Raw genomic sequence first — 18,035 nt, 5'->3', positions numbered from 1 at the left:
ATTTTAGGTATTTTGACTGACAGATCCCGGTCAAAGGCGATCTTGACCATGCAATAGCCAGAGATGTCCGCCGGCTACGTAAAATATCATGTCAAACACTACCAAAATTCGAGTCTTCGCGCAGGCCATTGATGGCACGTTGAACGTCGCTCAGCTCGTCGCCAAAGGGATAGGTATTCCACATCAATATTGCCTTCCTGTCGTAACCCGTGAGTGGTGTAACCTTGGTCGCTTTCACTGACAGTGCGTGTCGCAGCATGTCGTTTATGTTGGCCTGTATGTCGTCGCTTCGCGCACCGCTCAGCGTCACAGCATTTTCTCTCGGTTCGATGGCCAGTAACCAGCGGTTGCCTGGACCAAATGCAGTAACTGATGCGCCTTCCAATTCCAGCCGGCCCTTCTTGCCGGATTCGACGAAGTCGAGAATCGCAGTCTTGATAACTTCTTCCCACCGGCGGAATTTCTTGCCCTTGGGTGGTCCTTGCAGCCATAAGCGATAATCGCGCTTTCGAATATTCTTCGTGGCATTATCGAGCCGTTGTCCCATTTGCCATAGCGGAATGTCGCGTTCCATTCGCGCTGCTGTCTTGCCCTCGAGGGTCTCCTGTTGACCAACATAGGTGACTTCGATCGCGTATCGGTGCATCGCCGTTTCGCAGATCAAGTCAGGCGGGTCATTGCCAGGATGACATTGCGCAGCGGCATCGACGCGCTCTCGGAAGAAGGTTTCCAAGAGGCGCTGCGCCTCGATCTCCTCCCGTCTCACGCGTCCATTCACCCCCTGTCTCCAGCCACGGCTTGAGGCGGTTTGTACTCGCCAAGTTGTTTTCGGCCGACCCACTCAACGACAGAGGTGAGTATAACAAGCGTCAGATGAAGGACCTTGGCTTCCCACGCTAGTTGCCACGAAATCCACGCCGTGCACGCAATAATAGTCCGGGAAATGACGGTCGCTCCATCCGCTCCGCTCAATGCAAGAATTGCAGCAATCGCAGAAACCACCACCGCTGATAGTACCAAGAATACCCAGGCGCTCGTGCTCTCGTCCTTCGTTTTTGAAATTACGGCATTCAATTCCTTCTGAAATTCGGCGGCGTATTTAAGTGGCATTGCCCGCGCCCCTAATTCAATCCACTTATTCATTCAGCATACTATGAAATTCATCCTTTCGACCTGAAATCCATATTTCAGTGTAGCTGCCGAGACTCCACCACGCAATGGCACGAATCGGTGGGCACGCTTCCACCCTCCGCAGCAACAGCGCCGCTGCTGCGGAGGACGGGTCGCTCTGCCCACCTACAAAGCCCATTTCACCCCATCCCCAAAAACACCAAAATCGCGCGGTTGAGGCGGACGAGATCCTCGTCGCCGAGGTGGCCGATGCGCGCGGCCAGGCGCTCCTTGGGCACGGTCGCGATCTTGTCGACCATCAGCCTTGACACGGAACGCAGCCCGTTGCGTTCGTTCGGCACAATGGGGAATCGGCGCGCCGTCCGCCGGTGAGCGGATTTGTCCTATCGATTTGCTTTCCCGGCCGGCGAATGCTCCCCGATCAAATCCCGAGACCGAAATGGAGGACGATCATGGAGATACTGCAACCGGAAGAGTGGGCCAAGCCGCGCGGCTATGTGAGCGGCATCAAGGCGAACGGAAGCATTGTCGCGCTCGCCGGTCAGGTCGGCTGGAACGAGAACCAGGTCTTCGAGACCGGCATGATCGCCGAGCAGGTGGCAGCCGCCTTGAAGCGCGTCGCGAGGCTCTTGAAGGAAGCCGGCGGCGGACCCGAGCATATCGTGCGCCTCGACCTGTTCATGACCGACCGCGACGCCTATTTCGCCGAAGGAAAGGCCATCGGGGCGGCCTTTCGCGCCGCGCTGGGCGATCACTATCCCCCGATCACGGCGGTCGAAGTCGGCCGGCTGATGGTCGACGAGGCCAAGGTCGAAATCGAGGCCCTCGCCGTTATTCCCGATTGACGGCACAATAGGTCCGGGGTGGGCACAACCACGCCCACCCTACGAAATCAGCGCGAATCGTACCGCTCGCGCAGCTCGCTCACGCGGACTTTCGTCTTCTCGAGGAGGCAGCTAAGGATTGCCATACCGACGCCGGAGCCTCCCCACCATTCATATTCGATGGGGGTGCGACAGTCCGCGTCGCGATAGGAAATCCAAAGACGCTGCGCGGCGCGCAAGGCCGCCTTCCATTCGCCCCTCAACTCCGGCGTCAAATGATCGCTGCGCTCGATCGCGGTCATCGCCGCCTGATAGACGCGATTGAGTTCGGCGTCGGCAGCCTTGAGTTCACGATCAAGACATGCGCCGATCTCGATGTTGGTGGCTGGGTTCTCGCAATCGATCCGCCTTGGTTGCGCGACGGCGTCTGCCGTTGCGGCGATTGCGAGCACGGCGAAAAACCAATGAATCACCAAGCGTTTCATCGGCTTGCTCCTGTCTATCATCTGAAACCCTCACTCACTGCTAACCCGCGACTGCCTTCCGGCACATCTCCTCCAGCTCCACTGCGCCGACCTCCGGGAAGGCGGCGTTAAGAATGCGCGTCGTGTGCGTGGTGTCCTGTGCGTCGGGCGCAAATCCGTGGCGGCGGAAATAGGCAGCGACGTTGGCCGCCGCATCCTCGGCGCGGCGGTCAGGCGGCAGGTCGGCTTGCGCGACCCGACCGACCGCGTTGGCCAGCGCCAACTGCTCGGCGTGCTCGCAGTCGATCTCGATCTTCAGGATACGCTTGCGCAGGGCGTCGCTGCGGTCTTTCGGGATCGGCGCCATGCCGCCCTTGAGCTCATCGCGCACGGCGCGCAGGCCGACCACGATGTCCCTGTTCCAAGCCCTTACCGCTGCGAGCGCCGCGTCCAGTTCCCCGGCGCTCAACCGGCCGCACCCGCTCGCCCCGTTCCAGATGCAGAATAAGACCAGATTGACGTCGATCGCGCGCCGCTCCTGCAGCGCGAGGCAGGCTGCGCCGACCCCCTCGCTCGAATAGACCTTGAGCGAAAAGTCCCAAAACGGATGGTCCTCGAAGGCGAGGTCGTGCGAGCTTTTCACGGACGCGGCCATGGTGGCGACTATATCCCACGGGTGCCGGGCAAGTACCAGCGTGGTACTGGATTTGCGCCGGCCAGGGCCTATATTCGGCGCCGATGTCCGACCCGATAGCCAATCTCGCGTACGCCCACGCCTAAGCTGGCGAGCCGGCCGCCTTTCGGCGAACGGTGCCGGCCCGCCGTTTCCGCCCCCGCGTCTGTCGGCGGGGCGCCTGTGCGCTGCGCGCGATGGTCTCATATCGGGGTCTCGCTGGGATCGGAATGCGGCGAATGAATAGGCCGGACCTTGAACTCGAGAAGACCCTGCGCGGGGTGACTCTTGTTGCCGCCTCGGCGATCGTCTGGAGCACCGGCGGGCTGATCGTTCGTCTGCTGGAGTCGGCGGACAGCTGGACGACGGTCTTCTGGCGGTCGGCGAGCGCCTGCCTGTTCCTGCTTGTGTTCCTGGCCATGCGCGACGGCAGGAAAATGTTCGGCCTGTTCCGGCAGATGGGATGGCCCGGCCTCGGCGTCGGGTTTTTCTTCGCCAGCGCCTCGATCTCCTTCGTCGTCGCGCTGAACCTGACGTCGGTGGCCAAGACGCTGGTGATCATGAGCTGCACGCCGCTGCTTGCGGCGATCTTCGGGCGCGTCTTCCTCGGCGAGCCGATCCGGCCGGCGACCTACGTCACCATCGCGGCGGTAATGGGCGGCATCGCGCTAATGGTGTCGGATTCGCTCGGCAGCGGATCGGCCCTGGGCGATTTCTTCGCCTTCCTGATCCCGGTCAGCTTCGCCGGGGTCATCGTCATCACGCGGCGTTATCACGAAATCCGCATGACGCCCGCCGCCTGCGCGGGCGCCGCGATCGCCATGCTGGCCTCGCTGGCGTTCGCCACGCCATTTTCCGTCACGGCGCATGATTTGCCACTTCTGTTCCTGTTCGGCGCCGGCCAGCTGGGGGCCGGCATGGCGCTGTTCGTGACCGGCGCCCGGCTGATACCGGCGGCGCATTCGGCGCTGCTCGGCATGCTCGAACCGATCCTCGGGCCGATGTGGGTTTGGCTGGCCCTCGGCGAGAAGCCTGCCGAAGGCGTGCTCGTCGGCGGCACGATCGTCATCGCCAGCGTCGTCGCCAAGACGCTGCTCGACATCAGGAAACGCTGAAGCCGCCGATTGTCTGCGATGGCCGCGGCGGGCCGCCTCGGACGGTGCGTCGATGCGGCAACGCACTTCACGCGAGCGGCTGACGGACTATATTGAGCGCCCATGAGCGATCCCGCTGCCGTTTTCGCCCGCGTCCGGGCCTATCCCTACGATCCTCCGGCCTTCGGCTACCGCTTCCGCCATGAGGCGGAATCACCCGAGCGCGCCGAGGCCCGGGAAATCGTGAGCCATCCCCGCGCCAATGGTGAAGTGCCCGTCAGCGACGTGACCGTGGCGCTCGGCGGCAACGGCGTTCCGCGCCGCTATGAGCGCCGCGTGGCGGTGATCGCGGCGGGCTCGAACGCCTCCTTTACTCGGCTCAAGAGCAAATTCGCCGCCGCTGGCGTGCCCGGCGACTTTCCGGTGCTCAAGGCGAGGCTCAGCGGCGTGGTCTCGGTCTATTCGGCGCATGTGTCGCGCTACGGCGCCATTCCCGGAACCCTGACTGGGGAGGAAGAGGCGACAAGCGAGCTGCACGTCGCCTTCCTCGACCCGGGCGAGCTGAAGCGGCTCAACGGCTCGGAAAGCCTCGGCAAGAATTATGCGCTGGCGCTCCTCGGCGGGCTTGACGCCGATCTCGGCAATGGTTGCGTGCTCGACGCCGCGCTCGCCTATGTCTCGCTGCGCGGCGCCTATGCGCCGGATGGTGCGCCGGTGCGCCTTTCGGCCTTCGCCGCGCTGGGCTCGCGCCATGCCGCGGCCGGCCAAGAGGACATGCTGGAGCGCGTCCGCCTGCACATTGGCCATGACGGCCCGCTCGAACGCTTCGTCCACGAGCATGCGGAAGACGAGGCGGTACGCACCGAGCGGGTGCGGATCATGGCGGGGTCCGCCATGCCCTGCCGCTTCGCGCGCGTGCGTTGCGTCGCCGGCGGCATGGACGCGCCCGAGGCCCGCCTCCCCGACGATTTCAGTTGAGGCTCTGCTTGTTACGCCCGGCGATGCGGGTGACGGCAAGGCCGGGGATCTGGCGCTCGATCCGCTCGGTCCCGGAGCCGGCCATGGCGTTTTGCGGATCGGCCTGAAGCGCGCGCCGATAGGCGGCGCGGGCGTGCTGCAGCTCTCCGCTACGCTCCAACAGCGCGCCGCGGGTCGCCCAGGCCTCAGCGAAGCGCGGATCGATCTCGAGCGCCCGGTCGAGGTCGGCCATCGCCTTGTCGATCCGGTTCAGCGCCACCTGGCTGAGCGCCCGGCCGTGATAGGGATTGGCCGAGCCGGGGTTCAGATTGATGGCGCTGGTGAAGTCCGCCAGCGCCCGATCGTGCCGCCCCTGTGCCTGATAGACGAGGCCGCGATTGTAGAAGGCCTGCGGCTCGGCGGCGGTCATCTCGATCGCCCTGTCATAGTCGGCGAGCGCCAGCGCGTACTGCTTGTTCAGGCGGCGGGCATTGCCGCGCCCGATATGGGCCGGCGCATAGTCCGGCGCCAGGCGCAACGCGCGGGAAAAATCCTCTTCGGCCGCCTGCGGCTCGCCGAGCTTCAGATGGACGAGGCCGCGGTTGGAATGGGCCTGGTGGAAAGCGGGGTCGAGCCGGATGGCGGCGGTGAAATCGGCAAGCGCCGCTTTGAGGTTGCCGGCGAGGCCAAAGGCCGTGCCGCGCATGTTCAGTGCGCCGACATCGTTGGGATTGGAGCGGATGACCTCGGTCAGCGAGGCGATGTTCTGGGACTCGTCGACGCGGACGTTCGCGGCGGCATTGTAGGCGTTAAGCGCGTAATCCCGCGAGCAGGCGCTCGATCCCCCCGCAAGAGCGATCAGCAGCAACAGCCCAGCGGCATTGGGATGGCCCTTGCCTTTCTCCATGACCGCCGCCTTCCCCTGTGCGCCGCGTGCAAAATACCCTAGCTGCGAGGCCTGACGGCGGCGGCGAGGCCCTCGCGCTGGGCGCGCTTGCGGGCGAGCTTGCGGGCGCGCCGCACCGCTTCCGCCTTTTCGCGGGCGCGTTTTTCCGACGGCTTTTCGTAATAGTTGCGAAGCTTCATTTCGCGGAAGATGCCCTCGCGCTGCATCTTCTTTTTCAGCGCCCGGAGCGCTTGGTCGACATTGTTGTCGCGAACAAGTACCTGCACGTTCGATCCCGCTTTACGCGCCTTTCAGACGATGGTCACGCCGCGGCTACGGCGCATCCTCGCCGGCCACTCACTCCCCAGCAAATCTGTCCGGAGAAATCGCGGCGTCTCTACCAAAACTTGCCGGCCTTGTCCACCCGGCGAAGGCGCTAGCGGTTTGCCTGAGCAAGCGATCCGAGCGGGGAAAGCCGCGTCACATGGCCCATCTTGCGCCCGGCGCGCACCCGCGCCTTGCCGTATAGATGCAGGCAAGCGTCGGGCTCGCGCAACAGTTGCGGCCAGCCCTCAACCTCCTCGCCGATCAGATTGTCCATCACCGCGTCGCGGTCGCGCGCCGCGGGCCCCAGCGGCCAGCCGGCAACCGCGCGGATATGCTGCTCGAACTGGCTCACCCGGCAGGCGTCCATGGTCCAATGGCCGGAATTGTGCACCCTGGGCGCGATCTCGGTGGCGATCAGGCGCGCGCGCCCCTCCTCCTCGACGACGAAAAGCTCGATCGCCAGGACGCCGACATAGTCGAGCGCGTCGGCGACCTTGCGCGCGATCGCTTCGGCCTCCTCGGCGAGCGCTACCGAGATCCGCGCCGGCACCTGCGAGCGGCGCAGGATCTGTTCCTTGTGCACGTTCTCCGGCGGGTCGTAGGCGGTAAACCGACCGTCGGCGCTGCGCGCGGCTATAATCGAAATCTCGCGCGCAAAGGGAACGAACGCCTCGAGGATCGAGGCCGCCTCGCCGACGCCGGCCCAGGCGGCGCGCGCATCGCCTGCCTCGCGCAGCACATATTGCCCCTTGCCGTCATAGCCGAGCCGGCAGGTTTTCAGGACCGCGGGCAGGCCGATCTCGGCCGCCGCCGGCTCAATGTCCGCAAGCTGCCCGATGCGGCGATAGGGCGCCACCGCGATGCCGAGCCCCTCGAGGAACGATTTTTCCTTGCGCCGGTCCTGGGCGATGTCGAGCGCCTGCTCGTCCGGAAGCACCGGCCGGCGGGCGCGCAGAAAGGCGACGGTGGCGCTGGGGACGTTCTCGAACTCGTAGGTGATGACGTCGGCGTCGCGGGCGAACAGGTCGAGCGCCGCCTCGTCGCCATAGTCTGCGACCGTACGGCGCCGCGTCACCTCGAAGGCCGGGCTGTCGGGCTCCGGACACAGCACATGGGTCTTGAGACCGAGATCGGCGGCCGCCAGCGCCAGCATGCGGCCAAGCTGGCCGCCGCCGAGAATGCCGATGGTCGCCGCCGGCGTCAGCCGCGGAGTCTCAGCCATTTTCGTCCGGTCTTTCGCCGACGGCGGCGGTCTGCCGGGCGCACCACTCCTCGAGCCGCTTGGCGAGCTCCGGATCGGACAGCGCCAGCACGGCGGCGGCCATCAGCGCCGCGTTGACGGCGCCGGCCCGCCCGATGGCGAGCGTTCCCACCGCGACGCCGGCTGGCATCTGGACGATGGAGTAGAGGCTGTCCAGGCCGGACAGCGCCTGGCTTTCGATCGGGACCCCGAACACCGGCAGCCGCGTCATCGCCGCCGTCATGCCGGGCAGGTGCGCGGCGCCGCCGGCGCCGGCGATGATCACCTTGAAGCCGGCATCGACCGCCCCCTTGGCGAAGGCGTAGAGCCGTTCAGGCGTGCGGTGGGCGGAGATGATTCGCGCCGCATGGCCGATGCCGAGCGCGGTCAACGTCTCCGCAGCATGGCGCATGGTGCCCCAGTCGGACTGGCTTCCCATGATGATGGCGACGGCCGGCGGCGATGCGTTCATCGCAATTCTCCTCGTGGCTGCGCGTGCCGGGAAAGCGCGCGATTATAGGGGCCTCGCCGGCACTGACAAGCAAGGAAGGTTGATAACCTTGATCGCCCGTTCGAGGGCGGCAATTCGGCGCGCCCGATGGGCTTTGCAGCGGGCACCTGCAAGCGTGTATAGAAAGCTCGGGATGACGCCCGGCGGGCCGGGGAGGGACATGCGCTCCAGGAAAACCAGGGTGCCGCCGGGCAAGCGCGCGCCGAAATCGGGGAGCCTTGCCGCCGAAGCGGAGAATTTGAGGGCCGCGCTGGTGGCGGCGCAGCGGCGCATCAAGGAGCTCGAGCGGCGTGCCGACGAGGACGCGCTGGTGCCCTTGTTGAACCGCCGCGGCTTCATCCGCGAGCTCGAACGGGCGCTTGCCTATGCCCGCCGCTACGGCGCCAAGGCGAGCCTCGTCTATCTCGATCTCGACGATTTCAAGCTGATCAACGACACCTTTGGCCATGCGGCCGGCGACAAGGTGCTGGAAGGCGTCGCCCGGCTTCTGCTCGACAATGTGCGCAGCTCCGACGTGGTCGGCCGGCTCGGCGGCGACGAGTTCGCCATCGTCCTGTGGAACACGGAAGGCGCGCCGGCCGAGGCCAAGGTCTGCGCCCTGGCGGGCATGATCGCGGCGGCCTCCTTTGCCGCCGTCAAGGGCAAGGTCAAGCTTACCGCGTCTCACGGGGTGACGGCGCTCAATGCCAACGATACAGCGGACACCGCGCTGATGCGGGCCGATAACGCCATGTATGCCGGCAAGAATGCGACCCGGCGGCGGTAACGGCATGCCTCAGGCGATGATGTCGGGGAGAAGCTGATCCTCGATCTGGGCGATGCGGTCCTTCAGCGCCAGCTTCTTCTTCTTTAGCCGCTTGATCTGCAGATTGTCGCGCGCGGGGGCGTTCTCGAGCGCATCGATGGCCGTATCCAGATCCCGATGCTCTTCCTTCAATCTGGCGAGTTCCGCCTGTAATTCCTGCTCGTCCGCCGCCATCCACCACCCCACCGCATCGACCCTTAACAGTATCGCCCCGCAGGGCCGTTGTCGCAAGAGGTGGGGCGGGAGCCGGCAATCCCGCCGGGGGAGCGGCGCGTCGACAGGCAAGCGATTTTGTGGCAGACTCGCTGACCCTTTGAACCCGCAAAGGAGGCTTGCATGGCGCTTTCGGCCCATCTTTCGGAACTCGTTGAAAAGCATCGTGTTCTAGATCGTCAGATCGAGGAGGAAATAGCCCGGCCAACGGCCGACGATCTCAAGATAGCCGAGCTGAAGAAGCGAAAATTGCAGTTGAAGGACGAAATCCACAGATTGAAGTCGGAACAGGAAAGGGTGGCGTAGCAAGCCACATTTCCGCTGAACGCGAACGTCTGACGCAGCGGCACACGCCACGCTGAGAGGTGTGTGAACAGGGGGCTGTATAACCGCGACGCGCGCGCCTTGCGGGTCGTAACCCGCGCATTGCCCAACGTATCTCGATGTGAGGCCAAGGCGTGGCCTCAACCCGTCTTTCCCGTGACATCTCGAATGACGAATGTATTTATGGCAGCCTATCTCCTCTCTTCTCCCTCCCCTTGACGGGGGATGGATGCGAGGCGTTGGCGCGCGCTAACCCCGCGCCTTACGCGAAGCCGGGTGGGGGTGTGGCGGCGCCTCATCTTCACCCCCCGTTAACCATGATTATCGAAACCGAACTCGTTTTTTGGCGGTTTTCCGCCAATCGCACCCGAAACTTATCCCCGCTCTCCGGAGCGCCATCGCGGCGCTGTAGCGCTCGCGCGAGGCCCCGATCGTCCGGGGCTGAAGGAAAGAAGGCAAACCCCGGAGCCAGGCGGCTCGCGGCAACGGAGACGATTGTCTTCAATGAGCGCCCTTGCATCACAGGCTGAGATGGGCGCGGCGCAGGCGCTCGTCGGCGATCAGCGTCGACATCGGCCCTTCGAACTTGACGCTGCCGCTTTCCAGCACATAGGCGCGGTCGCCGATCTCGGCGGCGAAATAGAGGTTCTGCTCGGACAAGAGGACCGACAGCCCTTCCTTCTTCAATGCCTTAATGGCTTCGGCCATCTGCTTGACGATCACCGGCGCCAGGCCTTCGGACGGCTCGTCGAGCAGGATCGCCGTCGGGTTTCCCATCAGCGTGCGGGAAAGGCTCAGCATCTGCTGTTCGCCGCCCGAGATCTGGTTGGCGCGGCGGCCGGCGAGCCCGGCGAGGTTGGGAAACAGAGCGATCAGCCGCTCCGCCGTCCACGGCGCCTGGCCTTGGCGCGGCGGCCGGCGGCCGACCTCCAGATTCTCCTCGACCGTGAGGTCGGTGAAGATGCGCCGGTCCTCCGGCACATAGCCGAGCCCGGCGCGGGCGATTGCGTATGGTGCCAGGCCCCGGATCGACCGGCCGCGAAACGAGATGGCGCCGCCCGCCGCCGGGATGAGCCCCATGATCGCCTTCAATGTGGTTGACTTGCCGGCGCCGTTGCGGCCCATCAGGGCGACGACCTCGCCGGCGCCAACCTCGAGGCTGAGACGATGCAGGATGTGGGCGCGGCCGTAATAGGTATCGAGGTCGCGAACGCTAAGAACCGCCTGCCTGTCGCCCGCCATGGCTCACGCACCCCCGCCGCCGAGATAGATCTCTTGCACGTGCGGGTCGGCGCGCACCTTATCCGGCGTCCCCTCGGCGACGACGGCCCCGCGTTCGAGAACGATGATGCGCCTGGCATGGCCGAACACCACGTCCATGTCGTGCTCGGTGAACAGCACCGATATGGCCTCCTCGCTGACGATGTCCGCGATCAGGCGCATCAGCGAAAGCCGCTCCTCGGCCGCCATGCCGGAGGTCGGCTCGTCCATGAGCAGGAGCTTAGGCGCGTTGGCGAGCGCGATGGCGAGTTCCACCCGCTTGACGTCACCATAGGCGAGAAGTCCGCACGGCCGCTCGGCCTGGTCGTGCATGCCGACGCGTTCGAGCAGGCTAAGAGCCGCGTCGCGATAGAGCCGGCCCGCCGGCGGCCACAGGCCATAAAGCCGGCGATGGCGGCTGATGAGCGCCATCTGCACGTTCTCCGCCAGGGTCATCGAGGCGAAGGTGGCGGCGATCTGGAAGGTGCGCCCGACGCCGCGCCGCCAGATGGCGCGCGGCGGCAGCCCGGCGATGGAGCGCTCCTGCAGGACTATATCGCCGGCATCGGGCCGAAGCTGGCCGCCGATCATATTGAAGATCGTCGTCTTGCCGGCGCCGTTCGGGCCGATCATGGCGACGACCTCGCCGGGATCGAGCCGAAAAGAGACATCCTCCGCCGCGACGACGCCGCCGAAACGCTTGCAAAGACCGCTGACGGCAAGAAGGCTCACGGTCCCGCCTCCTCCTTGTCGAACAGCCGGTTCCAGGTGCCGACGATGCCTTGCGGGAAGGCGAGCACCAGGGCGATGATGACGCCACCCAGGAGCATCCGGTAAAAGTCGGTGAGCGGCATGACGAAATCCTTGAGGAGATGCATGAGGCCGGCGCCGATGACGGGGCCGATCACCGTCTGGATGCCGCCGACGAGCACCATGGTGAGCGCGTCGACCGAGGTCGGGATGCCGAGCGCGCTGGGGTCGATATTGCCCTTGGAGAAGACATAGAGCCCGCCGGCAAGGCCGGCCGCGGCGCCCGCGAGCGTGAAGGCGAGCCAGCGCATATGGCGCGAGTCGATGCCGATGGCGTCTGCCCGGCGCTCCGAATCGCGGCCCGCCCTCAGCGCATAGCCGAAGGGGGCGTAGATCGCTCGCCGCAGGGCGAAGACGCCGGCCAGGCACACGGCAAGCGTCAGATAGTAATAGGCAAGCCTTTCCGAGGCCCAGGGCGAGGGCCAGATGCCGAGCAACCCGTTGTCGCCGCCGGTCAGTGCCACCCATTGGAAGGCGATGGCATAGACGATCTGCGCGAAGGCAAGCGTCAGCATGGCGAGATAGATGCCGGAAAGCCGCACCACGAAATAGCCGAACAGCGCAGCACCGATCGCGGCCCCGATGGGCGCGAACGGGAGCGCCAGCTCCATGGGCGCGGCAAGATGGCTGACCGCGAGCGCTGCCCCATAGGCGCCGAGGCCGAAATAGGCGGCATGGCCGAAGCTGATGATCCCGCCCGTGCCCATCAACAGGTTCAGGCTCATGGCGAACAGCGCGAAGATCATCACCTCGATCATCAGCTTGAGCGTGAAGGCGTCGGCGATAAGGGGGAGGAGGGCGAGCGCCGCGATGGCCGCAAGCGCGGCCGCGGCCTGTCCCGCGCCATAGGGGCGGATGGGCCGCTCGCCGCCGAAGGCGCGGCTGTCCGCCGCTTCTGCCCGGCCGAGCAGGCCGTGCGGGCGGGCGATGAGTACCGCGGCCATGACCAGGAACACGATGACCAGTGTGATCTTGGGAAAGACGAGGATGCCGAAGGCCTGCAATTCGCCGATCAGAAGCGCGGCGATGAAGGCGCCGGGTACGCTGCCCATGCCGCCGATGACGGTGACGACGAAGGCCTCGACGATGACGCGGACATCCATGAATGGGTTGGCCGGCTCCTTCGGCACCTGCAAGGCGCCGGCAAATCCGGCCAGGAAGGCGCCGAGAAAGACGACGGCGGTGAACAAGAGCGCCTGGTTGACGCCGAGCGCCGCCACCATCTCGCGGTCCTGGGTCGCGGCCCGCACCAGCGCCCCGAAGCGGGTGCGCCGGAACAGGAGCCACAAAAGGGCCAGCACCAGGGGCCCGGCGCAGATCAGCGCGATCTCATATTGCGGAAAGCGCTGGCCGAAGACCGTCACCGCGCCGGAAAGCCCCGGCGCGCGCGGCCCGAGAATGTCCTCGGGCCCCCACAAGGCGACGACGAGGTCCTGGACCACCAGCACGACGCCGAAGGTCGCCAGCAGTTGGAACAGCTCCGGTGCCTTGTAGATGCGGCGCAGCAGCAGAAACTCCATGACGATGCCGATGACGCCCACCGCGAGCGCCGAGACGAGGATGGCAAGCCAGAAAGAGACCGGCCCATAAGCGACCTCGAGAAAGCGCGGCACCAGCGTCACGGCGACATAGGCGCCGAGCATATAGAGCGAGCCGTGGGCGAAATTGACGATGCGGGTGACGCCGAAAATGATGCTCAGCCCGCAGGCGGTGATGAACAGCGAAGAGGCGCTGGCAAGCCCATTCAGGAACTGGATGAGAAGGAAGACCGGGTCCATCGGTGTTCAAACGCCGGAAACGGAAAGAGGCGCGAGCCTTTCACAGCCGCGCCCCTTTCGCAATCGGTTGGGGTTTGCCTTTTCGAAAGCGGCCCTTATTGCGGCCGGCGCGCTTCGACCTCTTCCTCGGGCGTCATATAGTCGGCGCCGTCGAGGAACTTCCAATCGGTCATCGTGCCCTTGCCCTCGCGCACGGTGAGCTTGCCGACCCAGGCGCCCATGGTCGACTGATGGTCGCTGGCGCGGATGGTGATCGGGCCGATGACGGTTTGAGCTGTCATCCCTTCCAGCGTGTCGATGAGCTTTTCGGTCTCCGTCGTGCCGGCCTGTTCGATTGCCTGCTTGAGGACATGGACGACGATGTAACCGAGCAGCGAGCCCAGGCGCGGGGTTTCGTTGTAGCGGGCCTGGTATTTGTCGACGAAGGCCTTGTGCTCCGGGAAATCGATCTGGTCCCAGGGATAGCCGGTGACGATCCAACCTTCCGGCACCTCGTCGCCGAGGCTGAGCATCCATTCCGGCTCGCCGGTCAGAAGGCTGGCCACCGTCTTGCCCTCGAACAGGCCGCGGACATTGCCCTCGCGCACGAACTTGGCGAGGTCGCCGCCGAACAGGACGCAGAAAATGCCATCGGGATTGGCCTGCTGCAGGGCGGCGACGGTGGCGCCGGCGTCGATCTTGCCGAGCGCTGGATATTGCTCGGCGACGATCTCGGCGCCCGGGATCACCTCGGCGGCGAAGCGCTTGAAATTCTCGGCCGACGACTGGCCGTATTCATAGTTCGGCGCGACGATCGCCCAGCGCTTGGCGCCACTTTCCCTGACCGCATCGACCAGCATCGAGGTCTGCATGTAGGTGTTGGGGCGAATGCGAAAGGTGTAGCGGTTGCCCTGATCCAGCGTCAGCGCGTCGGTCAAGGGCTCGGTGGCCATGAACAGGACCTTGTTCTGATTGGCGAAATCCCCGACGGCTAGGCCGACATTGGACAGAAAGGTGCCGAAGATGAAGGCCACCTTGTCGCGGGTCACGAGCTCCTCGGCGACCCGCACCGCATCGCCGGTCGTCGCCCCGTCGTCGCGCGAGACGATCTCGAGCGTTTCGCCCATCACCCCGCCGGCCTCGTTGATCTCGTCGAGCGCCATCTGCCAGCCATTGCGGTAGGGCACGTTGAAGGCGGCGAAATTATTGTAGGAGGTGAGCTCGCCGATCTTGATCGTCTGCGCCAGGCCCGCGGTCGGCGCGGCGGCCAGCGCGGCAAGACCCATCACGGCTGCAAACGTCAGGAAGCGGACGAAAGAAGGCCGTGTCGTCGTCATCGAAACTTCTCCCATGTCGTCGATCGAAAGTCGGGGGAACGGGGCAAAACCGCCCCGAAACCGTGTGTTTTCCCGCTGCCGGGGTGTCTTTAGCACCCTTTTGTGCGCGTGCGAAAAGAAAAACCCGCTCAAACGGCGTTACGCGGTGTGTGCGATTGGTTTTAGATCACGTTCCAGGTATGGCCGGAATGCAGGAGACTGCCGATCCGTTTTCTGACCTCATCGGGCGCGGCCGTGTCCGCCGGCTTGCCGGTGTCGAAAGTGGCGGCCGGGCGCGCATAGAGGACGCCGATGGGCGTCGGCATGCCGGGCTCGCCGTCGATGACGGACAGCATGCCGGCAAGCGTCCGGTTGGTCTCGTCATGGATGAGGATGTCGGCCTCGGCGACGCCGCCATTGCCGACCGGGACCGCCTTGAGGCTCATGGTCTCAAGATCGAAGATGAGCCCCTTGTCGCGGTTGGCGCCCCAGATCATCGGCTGGCCGTGGACCAGCTCCAGCGCGTGCTCGGGCCCCTGTTTCTTGTCGCTGACCGAAGCGTAGACGCCATCGTTGAAGACGATGCAGTTCTGCAGGATCTCGACGAAGGCCACGCCCTCGTGTGCATGCGCCCGCTTCAGCGTTTCGACCAGGTGCTTCTGATTGACGTCGACGGCGCGGGCGACGAACGATGCGCTGGCGCCAAGCGCGAACCGGGCCGCGTGCACCGGCTCGTCGCGCGAGCCCGACGGCGTCGTCGGCGAGCGCGTGCCGCGCCGCGAGGTCGGCGAAGCCTGGCCCTTGGTCAATCCGTAGATCTCGTTGTTGAACATGAGATAGACGAGGTCGACATTGCGGCGCAGCAGGTGCAGGAGATGGTTGCCGCCGATCGACAGCGAATCGCCGTCGCCGGCGACGACCCAGATATCGAGATCGGGATTGGCCATCTTGGCCCCGGTGGCGATCGCCGCCGCGCGGCCATGGATGGTGTGGAAGCCGTAGGTCGCCATGTAATAGGGAAACCGCGCCGCACAGCCGATGCCCGATATGAAGACCGCGTTGGCCGGATCGACGGCAAGGTCGGCGAAAGTCTTCTGTACCGCCTTCAAAATCGCGTAGTCGCCGCAGCCCGGGCACCAGCGTAGGTCCTGATCGGAGGCGTAGTCCTTGGGTGAAAGCTTGCTGATGACGTTCATGTCACGACCTGTCGGGGTTCAAACCTTGAGAAGCTCGCGCGCAGCGGCGACGATTTCCGACACCTTGAAGGGGCGTCCAGAGACCTTGCACAGCGATTTCGGCTCGACCGGATATTCGGAGCGCAGCAGCCGGGAAAGTTGGCCCATATTCATTTCCGGTACCAGAACCTTGTCGAAGCCGGCGATGAGGTCGCCGAGATTCTCGGGCAAGGGCCACAGATGGCGGATATGGATGTGGCTTGCATCGAGGCCGTCCGCGATCAGCGCGTCGACGGCGCGGTTGATGGGTCCATAGGTCGAGCCCCAGCCGATCGCCGCAAGCTTGCCCGAGCCCTTGCCGAGGGCAACCTCCTGGGCTGGGATGTCCTTGGCGATGCCGTGGATTTTCTGCGCCCGGAGCTCGGTCATGCGCTGGTGGTTTTCGGGGTCGTAGGAGATGTTGCCGGTGATGTCCTCGCGCTCCAGCCCGCCGATGCGGTGGATGCCGCCGGGCGTCCCCGGCACCACCCAGGGCCGGGCCAACGTCCGCGGGTCGCGGCGGTAAGGCTTGAAGTCCGCCGGCACGGCGCGGTCGACCGGAAACGGCGCGAAGCTCGAAAAATCGGGGATCGCCCACGGCTCCGACGCGTTCGCCAGATAGCCGTCGGTCAGCAGAATCACCGGGGTCATATATTTGGTCGCCAGGCGCACCGCCTCGATGGCGGTTTCGAACCCGTCGCCGGGCGAGCGCGCGGCCAGCGCCACCACCGGCGTGTCGGCGTTGCGGCCCCACACCGCCTGATAGAGGTCGGATTGCTCGGTTTTCGTGGGCAGGCCGGTGGAGGGGCCGCCGCGCTGGGCGTTGACGACGACAAGCGGCAGCTCGGCTGCCGCCGCAAGGCCGATCGCCTCGGTCTTCAGCGCCAGGCCGGGTCCGGACGAGCCGGTGGCGCCGATATCGCCGGCATAGGATGCGCCGAGCGCGGCGCAGACGGCGGCGATCTCGTCCTCGGCCTGAAACGTCTGGACATTGAAGTCGGCGCCGAGCCGGGTCAACAGATGCAGCATGTTGGAGGCCGGCGTGATCGGATAGGAGCAATAGGTCAGCTTGAGGCCGGCCAGATGCGCACCGGCGACCAGACCCCAGGCGATCGCCTCGGTGCCGGAGATGTTGCGGTACTCGCCGGTGGCGATGTCGGCCGGCGGCACGCGGTAGGGATGGATCTCGGCGCTGAGCTCGGTGGCGTCGCCATAGGCGAAGCCGGCGTCGAGCGCGGCGCGGTTGATCTTGGCGATGTCCGGCAGATTGGCGAACTTTTGCGTGACCCAGTCCGCCGTCGCCTGCCTTTCGCGGTCGAACAGCCACAACACCAGGCCCAGCGTCCACATATTCTTGGCGCGCAGGCTTTCCTTGTTGGAGACCTCCACGCCCTTGACCGACTTGACCGCCTTCAAGGTGTAGTTGGAGATCGGCAGCCGCAGCACCCGGTAAGCGCCGAGGCTGCCATCGTCGAGGGGGTTGGCCTGATAGCCCGCCTTGGCGAGGTCGCGGGCGGTGAACGCATTCTCGTCGACGATCAGCAGGCCACCCTGGCGCAGATCGCCGAGATTGGTCTTCAGCGCCGCCGGGTTCATCGCCACCAGCACGTCGAGCACATCGCCGGAGGTGCGCACGAGCCGGGCGCCGAAATTGATTTGGAACGTGGAGACGCCGAATGTGGTGCCGATGGGCGCGCGGATCTCGGCGGGGAAATCCGGGAAGGTGGCAAGGTCGTTACCGGCGAGCGCCGTGGCGAGCGTGAACCGGCCGCCGGCAAGCTGCATGCCGTCGCCAGAATCCCCCGCGAATCGCACCACCGCGGACTCGATCATCTCGCGGTCCGGCCCCCCACGTCGGGACCGGCGCCTGACCAACGCTTCCATCGTATTGTTCCTGGGGATTCCTTTTCGACCTCAGCCCCGGCTGACGGACCTATTTTTCCTAGCCCAACGCGGCAACGAATGCACGTTCGTCACTGATATTCAAACGGTCTTGCGGTGGATCGACCAGGCCACAGATCGTTCGATATAACAAACGCCATAGCATCTCAAGCGCATCCTGCCTAGTGCAGATTTAACGGTTGGTTAAGGCTGGCTTGGAAACTTTCCTGGAAAAGGCGGCAGCAGCGTTCTTTATATCGAACAAATGCGGCCCCGACGCCGCGCGCCACGACCGAAATTTGGCTCGATTTCGCCAAATGTGCCGTGCCATACGCCCATGGAGTACGT

General features: G+C 65.2%; 21 protein-coding genes. 5 read left to right on the top strand and 16 right to left on the bottom strand.

Annotation, left to right across the window (positions count from 1 at the left end; translation table 11 throughout):
• Positions 1-91: 91 nt before the first annotated feature.
• The 3 genes from Q8P46_11435 to Q8P46_11425 form a co-directional block, all read right to left on the bottom strand.
• Positions 92-766, bottom strand: a complete 675-nt coding sequence (locus Q8P46_11435) for a hypothetical protein (protein ID MDP2620767.1) — start codon at positions 764-766, stop codon at positions 92-94.
• An 8-nt stretch (positions 767-774) separates the two neighbouring features.
• Positions 775-1,143, bottom strand: a complete 369-nt coding sequence (locus Q8P46_11430) for a hypothetical protein (protein MDP2620766.1) — start codon at positions 1,141-1,143, stop codon at positions 775-777.
• 167 nt (positions 1,144-1,310) lie between these two features.
• A complete protein-coding gene (locus Q8P46_11425) occupies positions 1,311-1,475 on the bottom strand; it encodes a type II toxin-antitoxin system PemK/MazF family toxin (GenBank protein MDP2620765.1) in 165 nt (54 codons plus the stop codon).
• Positions 1,476-1,583: 108 nt separating this feature from the next.
• Between Q8P46_11425 and Q8P46_11420 the strand changes: the two genes are divergently transcribed.
• Positions 1,584-1,976 carry a RidA family protein gene (locus tag Q8P46_11420; protein MDP2620764.1) on the top strand — a complete coding sequence of 131 codons (393 nt, stop codon included), beginning with the start codon at positions 1,584-1,586 and terminating at the stop codon, positions 1,974-1,976.
• A gap of 47 nt (positions 1,977-2,023) precedes the next feature.
• Here the strand turns inward: Q8P46_11420 and Q8P46_11415 are convergent, their stop codons facing one another.
• Both Q8P46_11415 and Q8P46_11410 read right to left on the bottom strand, forming a co-directional pair.
• Positions 2,024-2,440, bottom strand: coding sequence for a lysozyme inhibitor LprI family protein (locus tag Q8P46_11415; GenBank protein ID MDP2620763.1), 417 nt, complete (start codon positions 2,438-2,440; stop codon positions 2,024-2,026).
• A 40-nt stretch (positions 2,441-2,480) separates the two neighbouring features.
• Positions 2,481-3,074 carry a TIGR02444 family protein gene (locus Q8P46_11410; GenBank protein ID MDP2620762.1) on the bottom strand — a complete coding sequence of 198 codons (594 nt, stop codon included), beginning with the start codon at positions 3,072-3,074 and terminating at the stop codon, positions 2,481-2,483.
• Between the two features lie 257 nt (positions 3,075-3,331).
• Between Q8P46_11410 and Q8P46_11405 the strand changes: the two genes are divergently transcribed.
• Positions 3,332-4,207, top strand: a complete 876-nt coding sequence (locus Q8P46_11405; GenBank protein ID MDP2620761.1) for a DMT family transporter — start codon at positions 3,332-3,334, stop codon at positions 4,205-4,207.
• 102 nt (positions 4,208-4,309) lie between these two features.
• Positions 4,310-5,164, top strand: coding sequence for a hypothetical protein (locus tag Q8P46_11400; protein MDP2620760.1), 855 nt, complete (start codon positions 4,310-4,312; stop codon positions 5,162-5,164).
• Here the strand turns inward: Q8P46_11400 and Q8P46_11395 are convergent.
• From Q8P46_11395 to purE, 4 genes are all read right to left on the bottom strand, one after another.
• Positions 5,157-6,050 carry a tetratricopeptide repeat protein gene (locus Q8P46_11395; protein MDP2620759.1) on the bottom strand — a complete coding sequence of 298 codons (894 nt, stop codon included), beginning with the start codon at positions 6,048-6,050 and terminating at the stop codon, positions 5,157-5,159. The genes Q8P46_11400 and Q8P46_11395 overlap by 8 nt on opposite strands.
• Positions 6,051-6,088: 38 nt before the next feature.
• Positions 6,089-6,316 carry a 30S ribosomal protein S21 gene (rpsU, locus tag Q8P46_11390; protein MDP2620758.1) on the bottom strand — a complete coding sequence of 76 codons (228 nt, stop codon included), beginning with the start codon at positions 6,314-6,316 and terminating at the stop codon, positions 6,089-6,091.
• Between the two features lie 149 nt (positions 6,317-6,465).
• Positions 6,466-7,578: a 5-(carboxyamino)imidazole ribonucleotide synthase gene (locus Q8P46_11385; protein MDP2620757.1), complete on the bottom strand. Its 1,113-nt coding sequence runs from the start codon at positions 7,576-7,578 to the stop codon at positions 6,466-6,468.
• The gene (purE, locus tag Q8P46_11380) at positions 7,571-8,068 is read right to left on the bottom strand and encodes a 5-(carboxyamino)imidazole ribonucleotide mutase (protein MDP2620756.1); all 498 of its coding nucleotides are present in this window, start codon (positions 8,066-8,068) and stop codon (positions 7,571-7,573) included. The genes Q8P46_11385 and purE overlap by 8 nt, the downstream gene beginning before the upstream one ends.
• Before the next feature lie 199 nt (positions 8,069-8,267).
• Between purE and Q8P46_11375 the strand changes: the two genes are divergently transcribed.
• Complete coding sequence (locus Q8P46_11375; GenBank protein ID MDP2620755.1) at positions 8,268-8,873, top strand: GGDEF domain-containing protein; 606 nt, start codon at positions 8,268-8,270, stop codon at positions 8,871-8,873.
• Between the two features lie 9 nt (positions 8,874-8,882).
• Here the strand turns inward: Q8P46_11375 and Q8P46_11370 are convergent, their stop codons facing one another.
• The gene (locus Q8P46_11370; GenBank protein ID MDP2620754.1) at positions 8,883-9,086 is read right to left on the bottom strand and encodes a DUF465 domain-containing protein; all 204 of its coding nucleotides are present in this window, start codon (positions 9,084-9,086) and stop codon (positions 8,883-8,885) included.
• 162 nt (positions 9,087-9,248) lie between these two features.
• On the opposite strand from Q8P46_11370, the gene Q8P46_11365 reads away from it, so the two are divergent.
• A complete protein-coding gene (locus Q8P46_11365; GenBank protein MDP2620753.1) occupies positions 9,249-9,431 on the top strand; it encodes a DUF465 domain-containing protein in 183 nt (60 codons plus the stop codon).
• A gap of 537 nt (positions 9,432-9,968) precedes the next feature.
• On the opposite strand, the gene Q8P46_11360 is transcribed toward Q8P46_11365, so the two are convergent.
• The 6 genes from Q8P46_11360 to Q8P46_11335 all read right to left on the bottom strand — a co-directional run bounded on the left by Q8P46_11360 (position 9,969) and on the right by Q8P46_11335 (position 17,639).
• The gene (locus tag Q8P46_11360; GenBank protein ID MDP2620752.1) at positions 9,969-10,691 is read right to left on the bottom strand and encodes an ABC transporter ATP-binding protein; all 723 of its coding nucleotides are present in this window, start codon (positions 10,689-10,691) and stop codon (positions 9,969-9,971) included.
• 3 nt (positions 10,692-10,694) lie between these two features.
• Positions 10,695-11,441, bottom strand: coding sequence for an ABC transporter ATP-binding protein (locus Q8P46_11355; protein MDP2620751.1), 747 nt, complete (start codon positions 11,439-11,441; stop codon positions 10,695-10,697).
• The gene (locus Q8P46_11350) at positions 11,438-13,297 is read right to left on the bottom strand and encodes an ABC transporter permease (protein ID MDP2620750.1); all 1,860 of its coding nucleotides are present in this window, start codon (positions 13,295-13,297) and stop codon (positions 11,438-11,440) included. The genes Q8P46_11355 and Q8P46_11350 overlap by 4 nt, the downstream gene beginning before the upstream one ends.
• A 95-nt stretch (positions 13,298-13,392) precedes the next feature.
• On the bottom strand, positions 13,393-14,613 hold the full coding sequence (locus Q8P46_11345; GenBank protein MDP2620749.1) for an ABC transporter substrate-binding protein: 1,221 nt from the start codon (positions 14,611-14,613) through the stop codon (positions 13,393-13,395).
• A gap of 161 nt (positions 14,614-14,774) precedes the next feature.
• Complete coding sequence (locus Q8P46_11340; protein MDP2620748.1) at positions 14,775-15,788, bottom strand: 2-oxoacid:ferredoxin oxidoreductase subunit beta; 1,014 nt, start codon at positions 15,786-15,788, stop codon at positions 14,775-14,777.
• A gap of 18 nt (positions 15,789-15,806) precedes the next feature.
• The gene (locus Q8P46_11335; protein MDP2620747.1) at positions 15,807-17,639 is read right to left on the bottom strand and encodes a 2-oxoacid:acceptor oxidoreductase subunit alpha; all 1,833 of its coding nucleotides are present in this window, start codon (positions 17,637-17,639) and stop codon (positions 15,807-15,809) included.
• Positions 17,640-18,035 lie beyond the last annotated feature (396 nt).

It is taken from the genome of Hyphomicrobiales bacterium (assembly GCA_030688605.1).
In the GTDB taxonomy this organism is placed as follows: domain Bacteria; phylum Pseudomonadota; class Alphaproteobacteria; order Rhizobiales; family NORP267; genus JAUYJB01.
This window is presented reverse-complemented; position numbering and strand designations above follow the sequence as displayed.

What these genes read in the sequence shown, in the direction of transcription:
- Q8P46_11365 (MDP2620753.1), top strand. Translation starts at nt 9,249, where the DNA reads ATGGCGCTTTCGGCCCATCTTTCGGAACTCGTTGAAAAGCATCGTGTT.
- Q8P46_11335 (MDP2620747.1), bottom strand. Translation starts at nt 17,639, where the DNA reads ATGATCGAGTCCGCGGTGGTGCGATTCGCGGGGGATTCTGGCGACGGC.
- Q8P46_11400 (MDP2620760.1), top strand. Translation starts at nt 4,310, where the DNA reads ATGAGCGATCCCGCTGCCGTTTTCGCCCGCGTCCGGGCCTATCCCTAC.
- Q8P46_11385 (MDP2620757.1), bottom strand. Translation starts at nt 7,578, where the DNA reads ATGGCTGAGACTCCGCGGCTGACGCCGGCGGCGACCATCGGCATTCTC.
- Q8P46_11370 (MDP2620754.1), bottom strand. Translation starts at nt 9,086, where the DNA reads ATGGCGGCGGACGAGCAGGAATTACAGGCGGAACTCGCCAGATTGAAG.
- Q8P46_11405 (MDP2620761.1), top strand. Translation starts at nt 3,332, where the DNA reads ATGAATAGGCCGGACCTTGAACTCGAGAAGACCCTGCGCGGGGTGACT.
- Q8P46_11410 (MDP2620762.1), bottom strand. Translation starts at nt 3,074, where the DNA reads ATGGCCGCGTCCGTGAAAAGCTCGCACGACCTCGCCTTCGAGGACCAT.
- Q8P46_11375 (MDP2620755.1), top strand. Translation starts at nt 8,268, where the DNA reads ATGCGCTCCAGGAAAACCAGGGTGCCGCCGGGCAAGCGCGCGCCGAAA.
- Q8P46_11340 (MDP2620748.1), bottom strand. Translation starts at nt 15,788, where the DNA reads ATGAACGTCATCAGCAAGCTTTCACCCAAGGACTACGCCTCCGATCAG.
- Q8P46_11360 (MDP2620752.1), bottom strand. Translation starts at nt 10,691, where the DNA reads ATGGCGGGCGACAGGCAGGCGGTTCTTAGCGTTCGCGACCTCGATACC.
- Q8P46_11350 (MDP2620750.1), bottom strand. Translation starts at nt 13,297, where the DNA reads ATGGACCCGGTCTTCCTTCTCATCCAGTTCCTGAATGGGCTTGCCAGC.
- Q8P46_11430 (MDP2620766.1), bottom strand. Translation starts at nt 1,143, where the DNA reads ATGAATAAGTGGATTGAATTAGGGGCGCGGGCAATGCCACTTAAATAC.
- purE (MDP2620756.1), bottom strand. Translation starts at nt 8,068, where the DNA reads ATGAACGCATCGCCGCCGGCCGTCGCCATCATCATGGGAAGCCAGTCC.
- Q8P46_11395 (MDP2620759.1), bottom strand. Translation starts at nt 6,050, where the DNA reads ATGGAGAAAGGCAAGGGCCATCCCAATGCCGCTGGGCTGTTGCTGCTG.
- Q8P46_11415 (MDP2620763.1), bottom strand. Translation starts at nt 2,440, where the DNA reads ATGAAACGCTTGGTGATTCATTGGTTTTTCGCCGTGCTCGCAATCGCC.
- Q8P46_11420 (MDP2620764.1), top strand. Translation starts at nt 1,584, where the DNA reads ATGGAGATACTGCAACCGGAAGAGTGGGCCAAGCCGCGCGGCTATGTG.
- Q8P46_11345 (MDP2620749.1), bottom strand. Translation starts at nt 14,613, where the DNA reads ATGACGACGACACGGCCTTCTTTCGTCCGCTTCCTGACGTTTGCAGCC.